General features: G+C 71.5%; 7 protein-coding genes. 5 read left to right on the top strand and 2 right to left on the bottom strand.

What is annotated here, in order from left to right; genetic code table 11:
• The first annotated feature begins 76 nt into the window (after positions 1 to 76).
• From CA982_RS12610 to CA982_RS12600, 3 genes are read left to right on the top strand one after another with little or no spacing between them, the layout of a single operon-like run.
• Complete coding sequence (locus tag CA982_RS12610; protein WP_086535670.1) at positions 77 to 15157, top strand: non-ribosomal peptide synthetase; 15081 nt, start codon at positions 77 to 79, stop codon at positions 15155 to 15157.
• A complete protein-coding gene (locus tag CA982_RS12605) occupies positions 15151 to 15777 on the top strand; it encodes an arsenate reductase/protein-tyrosine-phosphatase family protein (protein ID WP_244176244.1) in 627 nt (208 codons plus the stop codon). Before CA982_RS12610 ends, CA982_RS12605 begins: the two co-directional genes overlap by 7 nt.
• Positions 15774 to 17534: a DUF4012 domain-containing protein gene (locus CA982_RS12600; protein ID WP_086535669.1), complete on the top strand. Its 1761-nt coding sequence runs from the start codon at positions 15774 to 15776 to the stop codon at positions 17532 to 17534. Before CA982_RS12605 ends, CA982_RS12600 begins: the two co-directional genes overlap by 4 nt.
• Positions 17535 to 17648: 114 nt before the next feature.
• On the opposite strand, the gene CA982_RS12595 is transcribed toward CA982_RS12600, so the two are convergent.
• On the bottom strand, positions 17649 to 18641 hold the full coding sequence (locus CA982_RS12595) for a 1,4-dihydroxy-2-naphthoyl-CoA synthase (protein ID WP_086535668.1): 993 nt from the start codon (positions 18639 to 18641) through the stop codon (positions 17649 to 17651).
• A 179-nt stretch (positions 18642 to 18820) separates the two neighbouring features.
• On the opposite strand from CA982_RS12595, the gene CA982_RS12590 reads away from it, so the two are divergent.
• Together CA982_RS12590 and CA982_RS12585 are read left to right on the top strand one after the other, a co-directional pair.
• Entirely contained in the window at positions 18821 to 19075 is a 255-nt protein-coding gene (locus tag CA982_RS12590) for a hypothetical protein (protein WP_244176243.1), read from the top strand.
• A gap of 34 nt (positions 19076 to 19109) precedes the next feature.
• Positions 19110 to 19760 carry a PaaI family thioesterase gene (locus CA982_RS12585; RefSeq protein WP_086535667.1) on the top strand — a complete coding sequence of 217 codons (651 nt, stop codon included), beginning with the start codon at positions 19110 to 19112 and terminating at the stop codon, positions 19758 to 19760.
• On the opposite strand, the gene CA982_RS12580 is transcribed toward CA982_RS12585, so the two are convergent.
• Positions 19757 to 20060 (bottom strand): integrase core domain-containing protein (locus CA982_RS12580; protein ID WP_144066023.1); only part of this gene is annotated, 304 nt, incomplete at its 5' end. The genes CA982_RS12585 and CA982_RS12580 overlap by 4 nt on opposite strands.

Raw genomic sequence — 20060 nt, 5'->3', positions numbered from 1 at the left:
CCGGGGGGATCAGACGGTCGGCCCGGCCCGTGAGCCCGGGTCTCCCCGGCCATGGATGTGAACGCCGGGACGTCGAATGAGCACGTCGTCCAACCCCGAGATCATCGCGCCGGACGCCCCGCGCCGATTCGCGCTCAGCGCGGCCCAGCGCTCGCTGTGGTTCACCCAGCAGGCAGCCCTCGATGTGCCGATCAATGTCGCCCAGTACGTCGAGATCGACGGCCCCATCGACGCCGAACTCTTCGTCCGCGCGACCAGCGCGGTGGTGCAACGCGCCCGGTTCACCCAGCTCCGGTTCGTCGACACCGAGGACGGGCTCGTCGGCGTGTACGACCCCGGTCTGCACTACTGGGCCGAGATCATCGATCTCCGTGACCGGCCCGACCCCCGTGCTGTCGCCGAGGAGATGATGGCGCAGGACTATTCGCGTCCGCTCGATCCGCGCGTGGACCGGACGGCACGCGGTTGCCTGTTCCGGCTGTCCGATGAGAAGTCCCTGGTCTACAACCGGGGCCATCACCTCCTCTCGGACGGGATGGGCGGCAAGGACCGGATGGTCGAGGCGCTCGCCGCCTATCACGCGGCGGTGACCGGTGAGCCGGCTCCGCCACCGAAGCCGGTCGACCTCGATCTCCCCGCCCGGGCCGATGCCGAGTACCGCGAGTCCACCCGGTTCGGCACCGACCGGGCGTACTGGCGGGAGCACATGGCGGGCGTCGGCATCGCCGCGACCCTGGCGCATCGCCCGGGGCGTCCCGCGGCGGTGGCCCGGCGAGTCGCGTCCGCGGTACCCCCGGCCACCATGGCGAGACTGCGGGACGCCGCGCAACGCGGTTCCACGATGCTGCCCAACGTGCTGGTGGCCGCCTTCGCCGCCTACCTCGGCCGGGCGGCCGCGCAGGGCGACGAGGTCATCTTCCAGTTCCCGGTCGCCGCACGGACGACCGCGGCACTGCGGGCCACCCCGCTACCGGTGGCCAACATCGTGCCGCTGCGCACCGGGGTCACCGGCGCGGGCACTGTCGCCGACGCCCTCCGCACCACCCAGGCCGCGCTCATGGGCGCGCTGCGCCATCAGCGGTACCGCGGGGAGGACATCTGGGCCGACGTCGCCGGAGACCAGTCGTCCGGGGCGACGCCGCGGACGGCCGCCCAGGAACGTTCTGGTCCGATGCTCAACCTGATGCTGTTCGACCGGGAATTCCCCTGCGGCGACGCGCGGGCCACATTCCACATCCTGACCGTGGGTCCGGCCGACGATCTGACGATCAACATCTACCCGGTGCCCGGTGAGGATCAGGATTCCTCCCTGATGATCGGCGTCGAGGCGAATCCGAACCGGTACGACGACGCGGAGGTGGCCGCACACCACGCTCAGTTCCTGTCGATGCTCGACACCTTCGCCAATGCGTTCCTCCGGGCGCCGGACACCCGGGTGGACGACCTGCCGTTGCGATTCCCCGATTCCGAGAGCGAGACCGACACCGGTTCGTCCCGGGGGCGGTCGGTGGAGGACGCCGACGCGACGCCCGTGGGCACCGTCTGGGGGGCCCTCACCGACGCCGCCGCCCGACGGCGGCACGAGCCCGCGGTCGAGTTCCCCGGAACGTCCGTACCCGCACTGCTCACCTTCGAGCAGCTGCACGCCCGTGCGCGCCGACTCGGTGCGCAGCTGCGCACCCTCGGCGCGCGGCCCGGCGTCACGGTCGCCGTCGCGGTTGCGTCGGATGCGGACCGGTTGCTCGCCTGGTGGGCCGTCGCGGCCTCGGGAGCCGCCGTGCTCCTGATCGATCCGGCCGCGCCGCAGCCGATCCCGGACGCCGTGACCGGCGCGCCCGGCGGCCTGCTGGTGATCGCGGACGACGCCGTCGATCCGTCCACCGACGTTCCCGCGGGTGAGGTGTGGACAATCGCCGGACTGGCCGAGGTCACGCCGGCGCCCGGAACGGCTGCGTCCCGCCCGGACCACACCGCATGTGTCGTCCCCGGAGTCGTCGGAGCACCCGGAACAGCGGGAGTCGTGGCGATCCCGCAGCGCGCTGTCGCAGCGCTCATCGCGGACGGGGTGTTCGCCCCGGCCGCGTCCGACCCGGGCTACGGACGACTCGCGTCTACGGCGCCGAAGGCCTCCTGGGCGTCGCATCTCGAGATCGTCGCGTGTGCCGCCCACGGGCTGCGACTCGTCGACCCGGAGACCGGCCCGGCGACGCACGGCATCGTCCCCGCCGGACTCCTCGCCGACGCGACGCCCGGCACCGCGACGACCGTACTGGTCGTCGACTCCGGCACGCCGCCGGCGCCGACCGTGCGGTTCGCCTTCGGGCGGGACGTGCGGACCACCTACAGTCCGGGTGCCGTGCTGGGGCCATACACCTTGACGGATCGCATCCGACCGGATCAGCCGACCGATCGACCGTTGCCGAGCGGCCGACCGCGACGCGGGGTCGACGTCGCGATCCTCGACCACCGGCTCCGTCCGTTGCCCCCGGGGATCACCGGTGACGTCTACATCGCGGAAACCGGTGCGCCACAGTACTTCATAGGCGAGCCCGCCCGAACCGCGACGGCGATCGTCGCCTGCCCGTGGCAACCCGGCCTGCGCATGGTGGCCACCGGGGACCGGGGTCATCGCGAGCCCGCAACCGGCGACCTGGTCATCGATCATCGTGCCGGGGACATCGTCGGGATCAACGGCGTCCGGGTCGATCTCGCACTCCTCGAGCGCGCCGCGACCGAGGTCGCCGGCGTCGCCGTGGCGAGTGCGGCAGTGCTCGGCGACGGAGTGGGAATCGCCGTCCGCGTGGCGCCGACCGGGGCCGAGGCGACGGGCACCTCCGGAATCCAGGACACGCAGCGGATCAGGGCCGCGGTGCGACGCCGGGTCAACGCCGAGTTGCCGACGGTGCTCTGGCTGCGCCGGGTGGCGATCCTGGAGTCGGTGCCGATCGACGGGTTCGGCGTCGTCGACCGTTCCGTCGCGGCCGCGCTGATCGCGGCGGCTCCGGAATCCCGCGCCGCGCAACGACGCCCGTCGACGCCGATCGAACGCGCCGTCGCCGACGCGGTGACGCACGTCCTCGGTGTTCCCGACCCCTCGATGGACGACGAACTCGTGCAACTGGGCGCCACGTCACTGGGATTCATGCAACTGGCGACGCACCTCGGTGACTCGCTCCGGGTCGTCGTGAGCGTGCGGGATCTCGGCGAGGTCACCACTCTGGCCGAACTCGCCGCCGTACTCGAGGCGGCGGAGCGACGTCGTTCCGGGCCGGGGGAGGCGCCGGGGACCCCGGGGGTCACCCGATACCGCCCGACCCGCGCGCAGCAGGAGATCTGGCTGCTCAACCGCGCCGACAAGCATGCGACCGTCTACCACCTCCCGGTGCGACTCGTTCTCGGCGAGGGCATCGCGGCCGACGTCGTCCGTGCCGCGCTCGTCGATGTCGCGGCGCGACACGAGGCGCTGCGGACCGTCTATCCCGACGCCGGCGGGGAACCGGTCGCGGTCGTCCGCGGGCTCGACGAGGCACGGACCCCGGATGCGGACACCACCGCGCCGACCGTGCCCGTTCCCATCACGACCGGCACACTCGATGCCGCCGGCGTCGACCGCGCGGTCTCGGCGCCCTTCGATCTGACGGTCGACATGCCCTGGCGTGCGGTCGTCGACGAGACCGGCGCCCGGGCCGAAGTCGTGCTCGTCGCCCACCACATCGCGGTCGACGAGTGGTCCCTGCACATCGTGGTCGAGGACTTCGCGCATGCGCTGCGCGCGCGTCTCGACGGCGTGGCGCCGGTGTGGGCCGACGACGCGGTGGGTTTCGGTGCCGTGCTGAGCGCGCGGTCGCACGTCATCGATCCGGCGGCGGAGGTCCACTGGGCGAAGGTGATGCGTGCGGCTCCCAAGCACCTCGCGCTCCCCGAGCCGGCGCGGACGCTGTCGTCGGGACTCACCTCCGGTCCGGCGACCATCCTGCGCCGGAGCATCGGTCGGGATGTCCGTGATCGTGCCTCCGCCCGTGCGCGGGACGCCGGGACGACGCTGAACACGTTTCTGTGCGTGGCTCTCTCGGCCACGGTGGCCGAGTACTCGGACACCGACGACATCGTGATGTCGGTGCCGGTGTCGGGGCGGTTCACCACCGAGGAGCTCCGGCCGGTCGGCATGTTCGTCGAGACGGTACCGGTGCGCACCACCGGCGTGCGGCACAGCGGTGTCGCCGAGGCCCTCGCCCGCGTCGGGGCGGACCTCACGGCCGCGATCACCCACGCCGACGCGGCGCCGACGGGACTCGCCGACGTCATCTTCGCCTACCACGCCTCCCGGCCGGATCTCCCCGGGGCCGCCGTCTTCGCCGATGTGGAGACGCCGCCGACCGGCCAGGCGCGAACCGCATTGGAAGTGACCGTCTTCGACGAACCGGAGGGCTTGTCGGTCGTGCTGACGGTCGCCCGGCGACGCGTCGACACGGTCGCGGCGGGGCACCTCCTCGATCGTTTCGTCCAGACGGTCGCCGCGCTCGCCGACGGTGCGCCGCAGTCGATCATCGCCCGGTGCGTTCCGGCCCCGGTCTGCCGGACGCGACCCGACCGGGTCCGGCGGACCACACCCGTCGATCCGATCGACGCGCTGCGTCGCCACGCGGACACCCGGCCGGACGCCACCGCGGTGATCGCCGACGACACGACCCTGACGTACCGCGAACTCCTCGACCGTGCCGAAGCCGTCGCGAACCGGTTGCGCGAGAAAGGTGTCCGGCCGGGTGATCGGGTGGCCCTGATCCTCCCGCGGAGCACGGACACCGTGGTCGCCATCGTCGCGGTGCTGATCGCCGACGCGGTGTACGTGCCGATCGAACCCGGCGATCCATCGTCTCGGACCGAGCTGATCCTGGCCGCCACCGCTCCCGTCGCGTACATCGAAGACGGAACCCAGGTGCGTTCTGCTGCGGGCGGTTCTCGGGCACAACGGATTCCGGGTGGGGCATACGTGATCCACACCTCCGGGTCCACCGGTGTCCCGAAGGCCGTGATGGTGACCCGGGCGAACCTGGCGGCGATGCTCGGCGCCGCGCTGGACACGATCGGGGCGACCGACCACGACGTGTGGAGCTGGGTCCACTCCTATGCCTTCGATTTCTCGGTCTGGGAGATCCTGGGCCCGTTGGCCTCCGGCGGCCGCGTCGTCGTGCTGCAGCGCGAGACGGTTCTCGACCCGCGGTTGCTGGCCGCCGCACTGGACCGGTACGGGGTCACCGTCTGCTCACAGACCCCGACGGCCTTCGGCAACCTCATCGACCCCGCGGTGTCCGCCGCCGGTCCGCTGCCCCGACCGACGACGCTGCGGACCGTCGTCTTCGGCGGCGAACCGTTGTCGCCGAGCCTGTTACGAAGCTGGGCGGTCGCCCATCCCGAGGTCGCACTGGTCAACATGTACGGCATCACCGAGACGACCGTGCACCTCACGGCCACCGAGGTCGACGTCGACGATGATCGCAGCGACATCGGTGTCCCGCTCGACGGGGTCGCGACGATGATCCTGGGCCGGGACCTGCGCCCGGTTCCGGTCGGCGCCGTCGGCGAACTGTATGTGAGCGGTGATCAGGTCACGCTCGGCTACCACGACGCACCGGGACCGACCGCGTCGCGGTTCGTCGCGGACCCCAGCGGTTCCGGACGCCGGATGTACCGTACCGGTGACCGCGTGCGCGAATTCGCCGGTGGTCACATGGTCTATCTCGACCGCACCGACGACCAGGTCCAGATCCGCGGCCACCGTATCGAACCCGGCGAGATCGTGGCCGCGCTCCGTGACGTGCCCGGGGTCGGCGACGCGCGTGTGCTGGTCGACCCGGGGAGCCGTACCGGCGACGAGCGGCTCCTCGCCTTCGTCACCGAGGACGGTCTCGCCGACTTCGACGTCCTGGACGTGCTCGACGAGGAACACCTCCGCGCGGCCTGCGCGAACAGGCTTCCGGGCCACATGGTTCCGGCGCGGGTCGCGATCGTCGACGGCTGGCCGATGACCTCGACCGGCAAGCTCGACCGCCGGCGGCTGACCGGCCTGCTGCCGCCGGTTCCGGGGACGTCGCCGCGCGCGCTGACGTCGACCGAGCTGTCCATCGCGGACGCCATGCGCGCGGTGATCGGATCCGAGGCCGAGGTCGCCGCGGACACCAACTTCTTCGCGGCCGGCGGAACCTCACTGTCGGCGGCGCGGCTCGCGGCCGCGCTCGCCGGAACAGGCGATCACGTCACCGTCGCCGACGTCTTCGCCCATCCGACGGTGGCCGCGCTCGCCGCGCACATCGAGGCCGCGGCACAGACCGCCCGCCCGGACGACGGCGTCCGCCCCGGCTTCGCCGGCCTCGCGGCTCCTGTGGCCGGGGCAGACCTGTCGCTCACACCCGAGCAGATGGACCTGTGGCTCCGGTGGCGGACCGAACCGGACTTCACCGGCTACCTGATGCCTCTCGCGCTTCCCGTCGACGCGCGCCCCGACGCGCTCCGCCGTGCCCTCGTCGAGATCGTCACGCGACACGATGCGCTGTGCACCGTCTTCCCGGTCGGCGCCGACGGGCCGGTGCAGCGCCGCCTCCGCGACGAGCACGTCGTGGGAGCCCTGGAAGAAGCGCTGGCGACGACGATCCCGATCGCGGACGCGGAGTCGATGGCAGCGACGCTGGGGACCCTGCACGCGCCGATCGACCTCGCCGGCGAGTTGCCGTGGCGGGTCCGCATCGGCGAGATGGACGGTCGGAGCTGGCTTCTCGTCGTCGCGCACCACATCGCCGTCGACGGCGAGTCGTTCCCCATCCTGTACACGGAGCTGAACTCGGCTCTGGCCGGGACACTCCCGGCGCCCGGCGGGGTCGGCTACCGGGAGTACTCGGCGTGGCGATCCCGGACACTGACCGCGCGGCACGCCGAGTTGGTCGCCCACTGGATCTCGGCGTTCGAACGCGCTGTGGCACCGTTGCGGCTCCCGGAACTCAACCCGGGCGCCGGGCACCCGCACTCCCCGGATCCGTCTGCCCCGGACCGGACGGTGGTGCACCGCGTACACCGGGCCCTCGACCGGGCCGAGACCGCGGTCCTCGACGAGCTCGCCGTGACCAGACAGAGCACGCCTTTCATCGTGGTGCACACCGCGCTCGCGGCGGTGCTGGCGAGGCAGGCCGACACCGACGTCGTCACGGTCGGCACGGCGCTGTCCGGACGCATCGATCCGCAGCTGCTCGCCGTACCGGGTCTGTTCGCCCGGGCCGTGCCCCTGCACACCCCGATCGACCTCGATCTCCGGTTCGTCGACCTCCTGGCGACGGTCACCGCGGTCGACCTCGGTGCGTTCGCGCACGCTGATCTCCCGCTCACCGAGATCACCGAGATCGCCGATCCTGAACGGGTCAAGGCCGGGACGCCGCTGTTCGAGGTCTCGTTCGGCGCCGTGCCGGACGAGCTGGTGGCGGCGACCGGTGCCGGTGGCGGCGAGGGATTCGCGTCCGGCGGCAGTCCGACCGGCGCCGATCCGCTGTGGGGTGTTCCGCTCTTCGGCGTGGATGTGTCGATGTTCCGCCGGGACGGAGCCCTTCACCTGACCATGGCGTGCACCGGCGCGGTGGCGAATGCGGCGCGGCTGGATGCGTTGTGCGACCTCGTCATCGAGACGATCCGCCGCGGTGTACGCGACCCGCTCCGCCCGGTCGCGGCGTTGCTCGCCCCCGCGCCGTCGGTTCCGTCGCTGCCGGACCTCGACGCGCAGAGCCGAACCCGGCGCCTCGAGACGCTCGACGAGCTGCTGACCGGAGGTCTCGCCGCCGAGCCGGATGCGATCGCGGTCGTCGATCGCCGCCGTGTCGTCCCAGGTGCCCGTTCTGCACTGACCACCGGCGACCTCGACCGGTCGGCGACGCGTGTCGCACGTGCGCTCATCGCCTCGGGGATCGGTCCGGGTGACGTGGTGGTCGCCCTGTTGCCGCGCTCGGTCTTCGGCGTCATCGCGACCGTCGCGGCGGCCCGCGCGGGAGCCGCTTTCGTCAACCTCGATCCCGCGGACCCGGCGGGTCGGCGACAGATGATCATCGAGCGCTGCCGGCCGCGTGCGGTCCTCACCCTGACCGCGACCGCGGCGTCCGTGCCCGCGGGGGTTCTCACCATCGCCGTCGACGAGTTGCTCGCCCGCGACGCAGATTCCGGCGCGCGGACGCCGGCCGCGGCGCCGTTCGACACCGCCGAGCGGGTGCGGCCGCTGTCGGTGGACGACCTCGCCTACATCACCTTCACGTCGGGAACCACCGGACGGCCCAAGGGCGTTCAGGTGACCCATCGTGGGCTGTCCGGCTGGGCGGGAGACACCGTGGCCCGGTTGCGGCTCGACGCGTCGGACAGGGTGTTGCACACGTACGCAACCGGATTCGATGCTCATCTGATGGGCCTTGTGCCCCCGCTGGTCGCCGGCTCGACCATCGTCGTGTGTCCGCCCGACGTGATCGCCGCCGACGAACTCGCCGAGTTCGTCGACTCCGAACGCGTGAGCGTGCTCCTGACCACACCGTCGGTGCTCGCGACCCTGCGTCCGCCGGAACTCCCCGGTGTCCGGCACGTGGCGGTCGGCGGTGAGCCCCTCGGCGCCGGGCTGGTCCGGGACTGGACCGCCGAGCACACGCTGAGCAACGAGTACGGGCCGACGGAGGCCACCGTCGCGGTGAGCAGCGCGCGATATTCGGCGGCTCCGAGCGGGCCGGTTCATATCGGCGCCGCGCTGTGGGGTGTGGGGATGTATGTGTTGGATCGTGCGCTGCGGCCGGTGCCCGACCACACCGTCGGTGAGCTCTACCTCGCCGGGAATTGTCTGGCGCGTGGGTATCTCGACGATCCGGCGGCCACGGCGCGCGGGTTCGTCGCCGATCCCCACGGGGACGGGGAGCGGATGTACCGGACCGGCGACCTCGTCCACCGTCGCCCGGACGGCACCTTCGTGATCCACGGTCGTACCGACGACCAGGTGAAGATCCGTGGCGTGCGTCTCGAACCGGGCGAGGTCGATGCGGCGCTGTCGGGCTTGCCCGGCGTCGCGACGTCGGTGACCGCGACGCGGACCACCCCGGCGGGGGAGAAGATCCTGGTGTCGTGGGTGGTGGCCGAGGACGGTGCCGAGGCCGCGGACCTCCCCCGACAACTGGCACACCTGTTGCCGCGCAGTATGATCCCGAGTGCGTTCGTGCCGGTGGCGACGCTGCCGATCGGCCGTAACGGGAAGATCGACGTCGCCGCGCTGCCCGATCCGGACTTCGTCGGCGCCGCAACGGCTCCCGCCCTCCGCGCCGGCCGGCCGCCGGCGGGGGCCACCGAGGAACTGGTGTCGGCGGTGTGGGCGGAGGTCCTCGGACGTCCGGTGGCGTCCGTGGACGCCGGTTCCGACTTCTTCGCCGAGGGTGGCACCTCGCTGTCGGCCACGCAGGTGACGTCGAGGCTGGCCGCGGCGACCGGCGCGGACATCGGGGTCCGCGTGATCTTCGAGGCGCGCACGGTGGCGGGGGTCGCCCGGCGTGTCGACGAGCTGCTCGGCTCTGGCGGACCGTCGGCTCCCGGCGTCGCGCCTGCGCGACTTCCGGTTCCGGAGGTGCTGCCGCTGGCATACCCGCAGCGCCGCATGTGGATTCACCATCACTTCGAGCCGTTGTCGACGGCGTACCACGTTCCGGTCGTGCTCCGGATCCGCGGCCGCGTCGACCTCGCGCGTCTGCGCAAGGCCGTCGACGAGGTCGTCGCGGCCCACGCCGTCCTCCGGACCGTCTATCCCGATTCGCCGTCCGGTCCGCGGCAGCGGCGGATCGAGCACCGGAGTCCGGAGCTGCGGCATCGCCTGGTCGACGCCACGGCGGGTCCTGAGGGCCTCCGTGAGCAGATCGAGGACTTTCTGCGCCGGCCCTTCGATCTGGAGTCCGAGTCCGGGTTCCGGGCCGCGGTGTTCGAGCTCGATTCGGCCGACGATCCGCACACTCATCTGGCGGCGGTGCTGCATCACATCGCGATCGACGGATGGTCGACCCGGGTGTTGCTCGCGGACCTGCTGCGCGCCTACGACGGCCAGCGACTCTCGGTGCCGGCCGACGAGGCGTTCACCTACGCCGACTTCACGCAGTGGCAGATCGCCCGGCTCGGCGATCCCGCCGATCCGCACAGCAGATACGCGCGAGAACTGCGGTTTTGGGCCTCGACCCTCGCCGGTGCCCCGGGCCCCCTCCGATTGCCGGGCAGCGTCGACCCCAGCGGTCCGGACACGGATCGAGACGAGGCGGCCCGCCGTGCCGCCGGTCGGTTGTCGACGTCCATCGTCGGGACCGATGCCCTGCACCAGACCGCGAAGACGCTGTCGGCGAGCGTCTTCCAGGTCGCCCACGCCGCACTCGCCGCGCTGCTCGGACAGTGGACCGGCGAACGGGACCTCCTCATCGGCGTGCCGGTGCACGGCAGGCATGCGCCGGAGTGGGAGTCGGTGGTCGGCATGTTCGTCAACACCGTCGCGCTGCGGACCGACCTGCCCCCGGGGTCGACGATCCGCGACAGCGTCGAGCGGGCACGGGATGCCGCCCTGGCCGCACAACCGCACAGCGAGGTCCCCTACGAGGACGTCGCCCGCACGGTTCGCCCCGATGGCCGGGCGGCGGGGGACCCGTTGATCTCGGTGCTGCTGGTCAACCAGGACGTCGTGCCCCAGTCGTCGGGCGAGGTCGTGCTCGCCGGGCCGCCCGCGGATCAACCGGGGTCCACCGCGGACTCCGTGGTGGCCACCCTGGTCCCGGAGTTCACGGCCACCGTGGACGCCAAGTACGACCTCGAAGTCGTTCTCGCCGAACGGGATGACGAGTTGCACATCACCGTCGTGCACTCCGCGTCCGTGCCGACCGAGGTGGCGCGCGCGCTGCTCGACGACTTCCGCAGATTCGTGCTCGCCGCGGCGAGCGACCCGGGGCAGCCGTTCCCCGATGCCGGTGCACCGGTCGCCGACAGGGCAGTGGCGCAGCAGATGCCGGCGGCAACCGTCGCCGGTCGGCCGGTGTCCGCGTCGGCCGTGACGTCCGCGCACCCGTCGTCCCCGGCTTCGCTCGTCGTGGCGATAGCCGAGGTGATGTCCGAGGTGCTCGAGGTGTCGCCGGGGTCGGTGGGGGACACCGACGACTTCTTCACGCTGGGCGGGACCTCGCTGTCGGCCACCCGGGTGACCTCCGCGCTGGGACGTCGTCTCGGCGTGCGTGTACCGACCCGGATGCTCTTCGAGAACCCCACCCCGGTCGCACTCGCACAGGCGGTGACCGAACTCCCCGATGAGGTGGCCGACGCCGACACCGTCGCCGTGCCGACGATTGACCCGGCCGGGGGCGAGGCCGACCTCGGCGACCTGCCGCTCGCCCCCACGCAGCGTCGGATGTGGGTGGGCGCGCAGATGCTCGGCGGTGTGCCGATCTACGCCGTGCCCGTGGTGGTTCCCGTCCCCGCCGGGACCGGTGAACCCGCGGTCGTCACCGCGGTGGAGACGCTGATCGACCGGCATCCGGCGCTGCGCACCCGGTACCTCGCCTCGCCAGACGGACCGCGGCAGCGGGTTCTGGGCGCCTGGCGACCATCCCTTCGGCGGGTGAGCACGACGCGGCTCGCGACCGCCGACGGAATCGGGATGCTGGGGGAGGCCTTCGATCTCACCGCCGAGCCGCCGGTCCGCGTGTGGCTGGTGACCGGCGACGACGAGATGACTCCGGTCGCGGCCGTGCTGATCGCGCACCACATCGCGATGGACGGCGAGTCCGCCGCGATCGTGGAGCGCGAGCTCGCTGCGCTTCTCGCCGGAGAAGAACTCGGCCCGGCGCCGACCGGCTTCCCCGTGGTCGCCCGCCAGATGGCGGCCGACGACGAGCGGTCCCGGGCCGATCTGCTGGACTTCTGGCGTCGTGCGCTCGAGGGGCACAGCGGCGAACTCGACCTCGCCCAGCGACGCCCCGCCGTTCGTGACCTCCGGACCTCCACGACCGAGTATCCGCTCGACAGCGCTGTCGGGGAGGCGGTCTCGTCGGCCGCACGCCGGTCGCAGGCGAGCGAGTTCCACATCCTGCACGCGGCGGTGGTTCTGGCGCTCGCGGTGCACTCCGGGTCCGACGACATCGCGCTGGCTACCCCCGCGTCCATGCGTCGCGAGGCCGACACCGCCGGCACGGTGGGCATGCTCATCTCCACTGTCGTGTTGCGCACCCGGATCGCCCCCGGTATGACGGTCGGCGACCTGATCACGCGTGTCCGCGACGATGACCTCGCGGCGCTCGATCATGCCGCCATCGCCTTCGACGACGTCGTCGCGCTGATCGATCCGCCGCGCGTCCCCGGACGCCATCCGCTGGTACAGGTCGCGTTCTCGCTCGCGGACCCGGCCGGTACACCGAATCCGGTGGTGACCGAACCCGATCCCTCTGGATCTGATTCCGCTGGGGCCGATTCCGATGGGGCCGATGCCGCCGACGCCTGGACGGTGCCGCGCAGCGAGTTCGACCTCCACATCGTGGCGGTGCCCGATCCAGGCGGCTGGCGGCTGCGCGTCCACCACGGCCGGGAACTGTTCGACGAGAGCACGATCCGCACCCTCGGTGAGCGGCTGGTCGCCGCGGTGGCCGCGGTGGTCGGGGAGCCGTCGCACCGCCTCGCGGCGATCGAACCGCTCACCGGCGCGGAGCGGGGATTCGTCGACGGCCGGGCGCGGCCGTCGACGGCGACCGGGGCCGAACCGCTGCTGGCCGAGCTCCTCACCGAGGCCGTCGCGGCGTTCGGCGACCGGGCCGGCATCGCCGACGCGAACCGGTCTCTCACCTACCGCGAGCTCGACGCCTGGGTCTCGGTGACCGCGCGCGCGTTGCGGCGGCGTGGTCTCGGTGCCGGCGACGCCGTGGCCGTCGTGGTACCGCGGTCGATCGAGTCGGTGGTCGCGATCTGGGCGGTCAGCCGGATCGGCGGCGTGTGTGTACCGGTCGACGTCACCTACCCCGCGGCGCGGATCGACCACGTGGTCGACGGTGCCGGGGCGAGCGTGATCACGTCCACCGACATCCCCGTGCAACCCGCGGAACCGGTGGTGTCCGAACCGGTCACACCGGTTCCGCGAGACGCGCTGGCCTACATCATCACGACGTCGGGTACCACCGGGACCCCGAACGTCGTCGGGGTGACCCATCGGGGGGTTCACCGGGTGGCGTCGCTCTCCGACGTCGCACCGACCGACCGGGTCGGGATGGCCATCAGTCCCGGCTTCGACGCGACATTCCACGACATGCTGCTGCCGCTCGCTGCGGGTGCGACGCTCGTGGTGGTCCCCGCCGGGATCGCGGGCGGCGACGACCTGACGCGGTTCCTCGACGACACGGGTGTCAGCGTCTTCACGGCCACCCCGTCGGTTGTCCGCACGTTGCGGCCGGAGTCGATCGGTGCGCTGCGCCTGGTGTACATCGGGGGCGAGGCGCTGTCGGCCGATCTCGCCGCCACATGGTCGGAGCACGCGCAGGTCCGCAACATCTACGGTCCCACCGAGACGACGGTGACCGTGTCCACCTCCGCCTACCGCCGCGGTGACCCGATCCGGTTGGGACATCCGCGCCCCGGCATCGGCGCCGAGGTGCTCGACGCGCAGCTGCGCCACGTCCCGCCGGGCGTCGTCGGCGAGCTGTACATCGGCGGGACCGGGGTCGCCCGCGGTTATCTCGGTGACCCGGCGCTCACCGCGGCGAGCTTCGTCGCCGGCTCCGACGGCGGTCGTCGCTACCGGACCGGCGACCTGGTGCGCTGGGATCGCGACACCGGCGAACTCGTCTACGTCGGTCGGGCGGACCGCCAGGTCAAGATCCGCGGGCAGCGGGTGGAACCCGCCGAGATCGACGCGGTGATCGTGCGGGCGGGCGCCCGCCGTTCGGTGACGGTGCTGCGGCGGGGTCCGGTGGGACCGGCCCTCGTGTCGTACGTGGTGTCACCGTCGGTGCCGGTCGCCGAACTCGGGGCCGCATGCCGGGCGTCGCTGCCCCGGCACATGGTGCCGAGCCGGATCGTCGAGCTCGATGACCTGCCGCTCAGCGGTGCGGGCAAGATCGACGCGCGGCGACTGCCCGAACCCGTCTGGTCGGAGTCGGTGCGCGAACCCCGGACCGCCACCGAGGCGGCGGTTCTGGACGCCTTCCGGACCGTCCTCGGTGAGTCGACGCCCGGACGCGACGCAGGCCGTGACGCCGATGGTCGCGGTACCGGGATACACGTCGGGATGGACGACGACTTCTTCGCCGCCGGTGGGCATTCGCTCGCGCTGCTGCAGTTGCGCGACGAGCTGGCGACCCGGACCGGGCGGGTCCTCGACGCGGCGGACCTGTTCGGTCACCGAACCCCGGCCGAGGTCGCCCGACTGCTGGACGGGACTGCGGGAGCGGACCTTCCGGTGCAACGGGTGCGGCCCCTGTCCCCGGACTCCGCCGAGCGTCGCCCGGAGATCTGGTGTGTGCACACGGCGACCGGGATCGTCGAACCGTTCCGGGTGCTGGGCGAGTCCCTGCGATCTGCCTCCGTGTTCGGACTGCAGCTGCCCGAACTGGTACTCGCCGGCCGGGAGCTGCCGTCGACGGTCGAGGGCATCGCGGCGCTGCACGTCGAGGCCATCCGGTCGACGCAACCGCGGGGACCGTACCGGCTCGTCGGCTGGTCCGTCGGTGGTGTCATCGCCCACGAGATCGCCCGTCAGCTCGTCGAACTCGGCGACGAGGTGGCCCTGCTGGTGCTGCTCGACCCCCGGACACCCGCCGAACTGGGAACCGTCGACGATGAGGAACTGCGAGCGGCCCATCATCCGCTGCGGGAGCTCGCCGAGCGGCACGACCCCGAGGCGCTGCGGCGTTTCGACGATCGGACGAGGGCCCTGGCCGACGCCGCTCGTTCCTACGACCTGGGGCCGGTCGCGGTCGGCAAGGTCGTCTACGTTGCGGCGCAGGACAATCCGAATCCGGAGGACTGGGCGCGGGTGGTCGATCCCGGCGGGCAGGGCGTCGTCGACGTGATGGACGCCGGCGCGACGCATGCGCAGCTGGGGAGGTCGGACGTGATGGCGCGGGTGGCCCGCAGAATCGAGGAGGAATGGTGACCGTATCGGATCCGGCGGCGACGCCGCAGATGTCGATCCTGTTCGTGTGCACGGGCAACATCTGCCGTTCGCCGATCGGCGAACGCGTGCTGGCCGGTCTCGCCGGCCGGGCGGGTGTCCCGGTGAGGTCGGCGAGCGCCGGTGTCGGAGCGCTCAACGGCCAACCCATCCATCCGCACGCCTCGGCCGTGCTGGTCGAGAACGGCTATGACGACACCGGGTTCGAGTCCCGGTATCTGCGGCCGCCGATGCTCGCGGAGTCCGATCTCGTGCTGTGCATGAGTCGCGAACATCGCGCCGCGGCGCAGCAGATGGCGCCGGCGCGATGGAAGCGGGTCTTCACGCTGACCGAGTTCGCCGCGCTCTGTGACCTCGGCGCGCTGCCCGAGATCATCGCCGGGCGTGGGCGTCTCGACCCCAACTCGCACCTGCTCGACATCGTGGATCCGATGGGCCGGCCGCGCGAGGACTTCGACCGGGTGTTCGCCGAGGTCGAGCCGAAGGTGGCGGCGGTGGTCGCGTGGCTGGCGGCGCCGGGAGCGAAGCGAGCGGGCCAATCGTCCGCGGCGCAGGCCTCCGCCGCGCCTGCTCGCACGCAGCCAACGGGGGAGAGCCGATGATCCGGCGACTGGCGGGCAACCGCGTCGTCCAGGTCGTCGCGGTGGTGATGCTGCTCGTCGCGGCCGCACTGATCTGGCTGGCGTACTCAGCATTCCAGGTGCGCGACGACCTGGAGTCGGTGCGCACGGATGCGAGCCGGGCCCGGGCGTTGATGCTCGACGGCGATCAGGCCGGAGCGCGGCAGGCCGCCGAGGCGGCGACGACGCGTGCCCGGGACGCCGAGGACCGGTCGTCCGGCTTCCTGTGGTCGGCGGTGGCGGCCGTGCCGGTCGTCGGATCGCCCCTGAAGTCGGTGCAGCAGATGAGCGATGCCGTCGCGGCGCTTTCGGCCGACGTACTCGTGCCGGCGGCCGATCTCGCCACCGTCCTCGACCCGAATCGGCTGCGCACGGGCAACACCGTGAACCTGGAGCTGCTGCGGGACGCCCAGCCGGCGCTGAAGTCGGTGGCCGCGAAGTCGGCGGCGGTGGCCGCTCAGGTCTCGGCGATCGAACCGAGCTGGCTCGGCGTGGTGGCCGATGCCCGGGATCAGCTCGCCGACCAGGTCGACGCCGCCGATTCGACGGTGCAGGCCACGAGCATCGCCGCCGAACTCGTCCCGTCGATGCTCGGCGCCGACGGCCCGCGCAACTACTTCATGGCGTTCCAGACGCCGTCCGAGGCACGCGGAACCGGTGGTCTCGTCGGCGGTTTCGCGGTGCTGAACGCGACCGGGGGGCGGGTGACCATCCCCGAGCTCGGCACCAACTCGGAGTTCCGCGACCCGGCGACCCCGCAGATCAACCTGGGTCCCGAGTACGACGCGATCTACTCCTACTACCGCCCCTACACCGACTTCCGGAACGGCAACCTCAGCGCCCACTTCCCCGACGCCGCGCAGATCTGGCTCGCGAACTGGCGTGCGCAGACCGGCCGGCAACTCGATGGGGCGATCGCGCTCGACCCGATCGCGCTGAAGTACGTCCTCGAGGTCGTCGGGCCGGTGACGGTGGGCCGCGAGAAGATCACTGCCGACAACGTCGTCCCGATCACGCTGTCGACGGCCTACCAGCGCTTCGCCGACGACAACGCCGCGCGGAAGGACTACCTGCAGTCCATCTCCCAGGCCGTCGTGAACAAGCTCATCACGTCCGGCGGAAGCACCCGCGATCTCCTCGAGGCGCTCGGCCGCGGCGTCCACGAGCGGCGGATCATGATCTACAGCACCGACGCCGAGAATCAGCGGATCCTGGAGTCGACCAAGCTGGGGCACCAGATCTCCGACACCTCCGCGCCGTACCTGCAGGTGGCCGTCGGCAACGCCTCAGGGACGAAGCTGGACTACTACCTCGAGCGCGAGATCAGCTACACCTCCGGCGGATGCGACGGTGACACGAGGGAATCGACGATCACGGTGAAGCTCACCAACACCCTCGACACCGCCGACACGACCGACTACGTGGCCGGGAACCTCGGCACCGAACTGTCGGTGAAGAAGGGCACCAACCTCGCCAACGTCGAGTTCCTGGCGACCAAGGGTGCGGTCCTGAAGGAGATGACCCTCGGCGACGGTGGTGCGTTCTACGTCGAACAGACGCTCCACGGCCGCCCGTACTACTCGACCCGTGTCGGCATCGCGCCGGGCCAGACCGCCACCATCGTGCTGACGATCGACGAGCCCACCTCGGCACACGGTGACGCCGAGGTTCCGATCCAACCGCTCGTCGACGACCCCACCGTCACCGTGGACGTCCCGGCGTGTGGGCCGGAGAACTGATCGTCGCAACCGGGCGCGCTTGTGAACGAGTAGCGTTCGAGGTTCGAGGTTCGAGGTTCGAGGTTCGAGGTCCGACGCAGGTGCGTTCGGTGGTGGCCGGCCAGGGCACGCGGCTCAGTAGTAGTACGGGTAGTCGTCCCAGCGCGGGTCGCGCTTCTCGAGGAAGGCGTCGCGGCCCTCGACCGCCTCGTCGGTCATGTAGGCCAGGCGGGTCGCCTCCCCGGCGAACACCTGCTGGCCCATGAGGCCGTCGTCGGTGAGGTTGAACGCGAACTTCAGCATGCGCTGGGCGGTGGGCGATTTGCTGTTGATCCGGCGCGCCCAGTCGATGGCGGTGGTCTCGAGGTCGGCGTGCGGGGCGACGCGGTTGACTGCGCCCATCCGGTGCATGGTCTCGGCGTCGTAGGCCTCCCCGAGGAAGAAGATCTCGCGCGCGAACTTCTGCCCGACCTGCTTGGCGAGGTAGGCGCTGCCGTAGCCGGCGTCGAAGGAGCCCACGTCGGCGTCGGTCTGCTTGAACCGGGCGTGTTCGGCGGACGCGAGGGTCAGGTCGCACACGACGTGCAGGGAGTGCCCGCCGCCGGCGGCCCAGCCGTTGACGACGGCGATGACGACCTTGGGCATCGTCCGGATGAGGCGCTGGACCTCGAGGATGTGCAGTCGCCCGCCCTCGGCCTTCACCCGTGCCGCGTCGACGGTGTCGGCGCCGGCCGCCGCGACGTCGTCGTCGTGCGAGGTGGCGTACTGATAACCCGAACGTCCGCGGATGCGCTGATCGCCGCCGCTGCAGAACGCCCACCCACCGTCCTTGGGGCTCGGACCGTTGCCGGTGAGCAGGATGGTGCCGACGTCGGGAGTGCGCCGCGCATGGTCGAGGACGCGGTACAGCTCGTCGACGGTGTGGGGGCGGAAGGCGTTGCGGACCTCGGGGCGGTCGAACGCGACGCGCACGATGCCGTGCTCGCGCCCCTCGCCGACGTGGCGGTGATACGTGATGTCGGTCAGATCCGCGAAGCCGGGCACCACCGCCCACGACGAGGGGTCGAAGGGCTGGCCGGCCGGTCGCTGGTTTTCTGACGTCCCCGTGGTGTCTGGCGTGGCGGTCATGGGGTCAGCCTAACGACGGCCCGTCTGCGTGCTCCTCCCGCCCGACGCCCGGCGGACCGGTGGGGAGAGGTCACGAAGTCGACACAACTCCGACGCGGATTGCACTCAACCATTGGATGGTGGCCGGCTGTGGGCTCGAACATCACCGAAATCTCAGTTTCGGGTGCTTAGCTGTCCGTATGGCTGTATGGGGGTGGATCTTGATCGTCGGGGGCGCGTGGTGTGTCGTGTCCGCGGCGGTCGCGGTGATCGTCGGGAGGGCGGTCCGGATCCGAGACGAGAGAGAACGCGGACCGCGCGGGGTGCCGGACTACATCCCGGAGTCCACACGGCGGCTGGCCCGAGGCGGGGTGTGCGTGGATCTCGCCGACCGTCGTCGCGGCGCCGAGAACGCGGCGAGCGGGCCGTCACCGCGCCGCACCGACACCGGCTAGGTCACAGGGCTGCTGCCTCTTATACGGTTGACCGGTGAGTGAAGCGAACGATCGCGTCGTCGAAACCGTCGAAGAGGACCCGCACGAAGGTGGTTTCCGGGCGCACACGGCCATCACCACCGAGCGCGGCGGACCCCGCTACGGAGAGTTCAGCGAGCAGGTCCGTCTGCTCATGGACAACGCCCGGTACGCATGCCCGGACGACGCGCTCGTCGACGAACTCATCGAGCACCTGACCGCTGTCAACGACCGGCTCGCCGCCGTCCGGATCGACGAATGGCATTCGCCGGCCGGGACCCGTATCGACCTGCCCTCGCGGGGCAACATCACCCTGCCGCCGTACGTCGTCACCGAGGTCGACGACAACGGGGTCGTCGCCGAGCTGACGTTCCGCGATTTCCATCTCGGCGGGAACAACGCCGCGCACGGCGGGCACGTGGCGGTCGCCTTCGACGACGTGGGCGGCTTCGCGTCGGCCGTCGCGATCCAGCACGTCAGCCGGACCGCCTACCTCACCGTGCAGTACCGGTCCATCACGCCGCTGAACACGCCGCTGCGCATCCACGCCTGGGCCGACCGCATCGAGGGTCGCAAGGTGTTCATCAAGGGCACCCTGCACGACGGCGATCGCCTCTGCGCCGAGATGGACGCGCTGTTCATCAAGCTCAACCCGGGCCAGGCCTAGCTGTACTGACCTGAGAGGTTAGGTACGCGGTCGGCGGGTGGTCGACCTTTGAGTGAGGTGTGGCCGCGGTGGTGATTGTAGTGATGCAGCCAGCTTGAGTACTCAGCGCAGCGTTCGGCGTCGCTGGTGTAGAGCCGCGCGTAGGCCCACTCATCGGCCAGCGTGCGGTGAAACCGTTCCACCTTGCCGTTGGTCTGTGGCCGGTAGGGGCGGGTCCGGCGATGCTTGACCTCACCGAGCGCGTCACGGAAGACGTGGGATCGGTAACAGGATCCATTGTCAGTCAGTACATTCCGGACC

The sequence above is a fragment of the Gordonia lacunae genome, assembly GCF_002149015.1.
In the GTDB taxonomy this organism is placed as follows: Bacteria; Actinomycetota; Actinomycetes; order Mycobacteriales; family Mycobacteriaceae; genus Gordonia; species Gordonia lacunae.
This window is presented reverse-complemented; position numbering and strand designations above follow the sequence as displayed.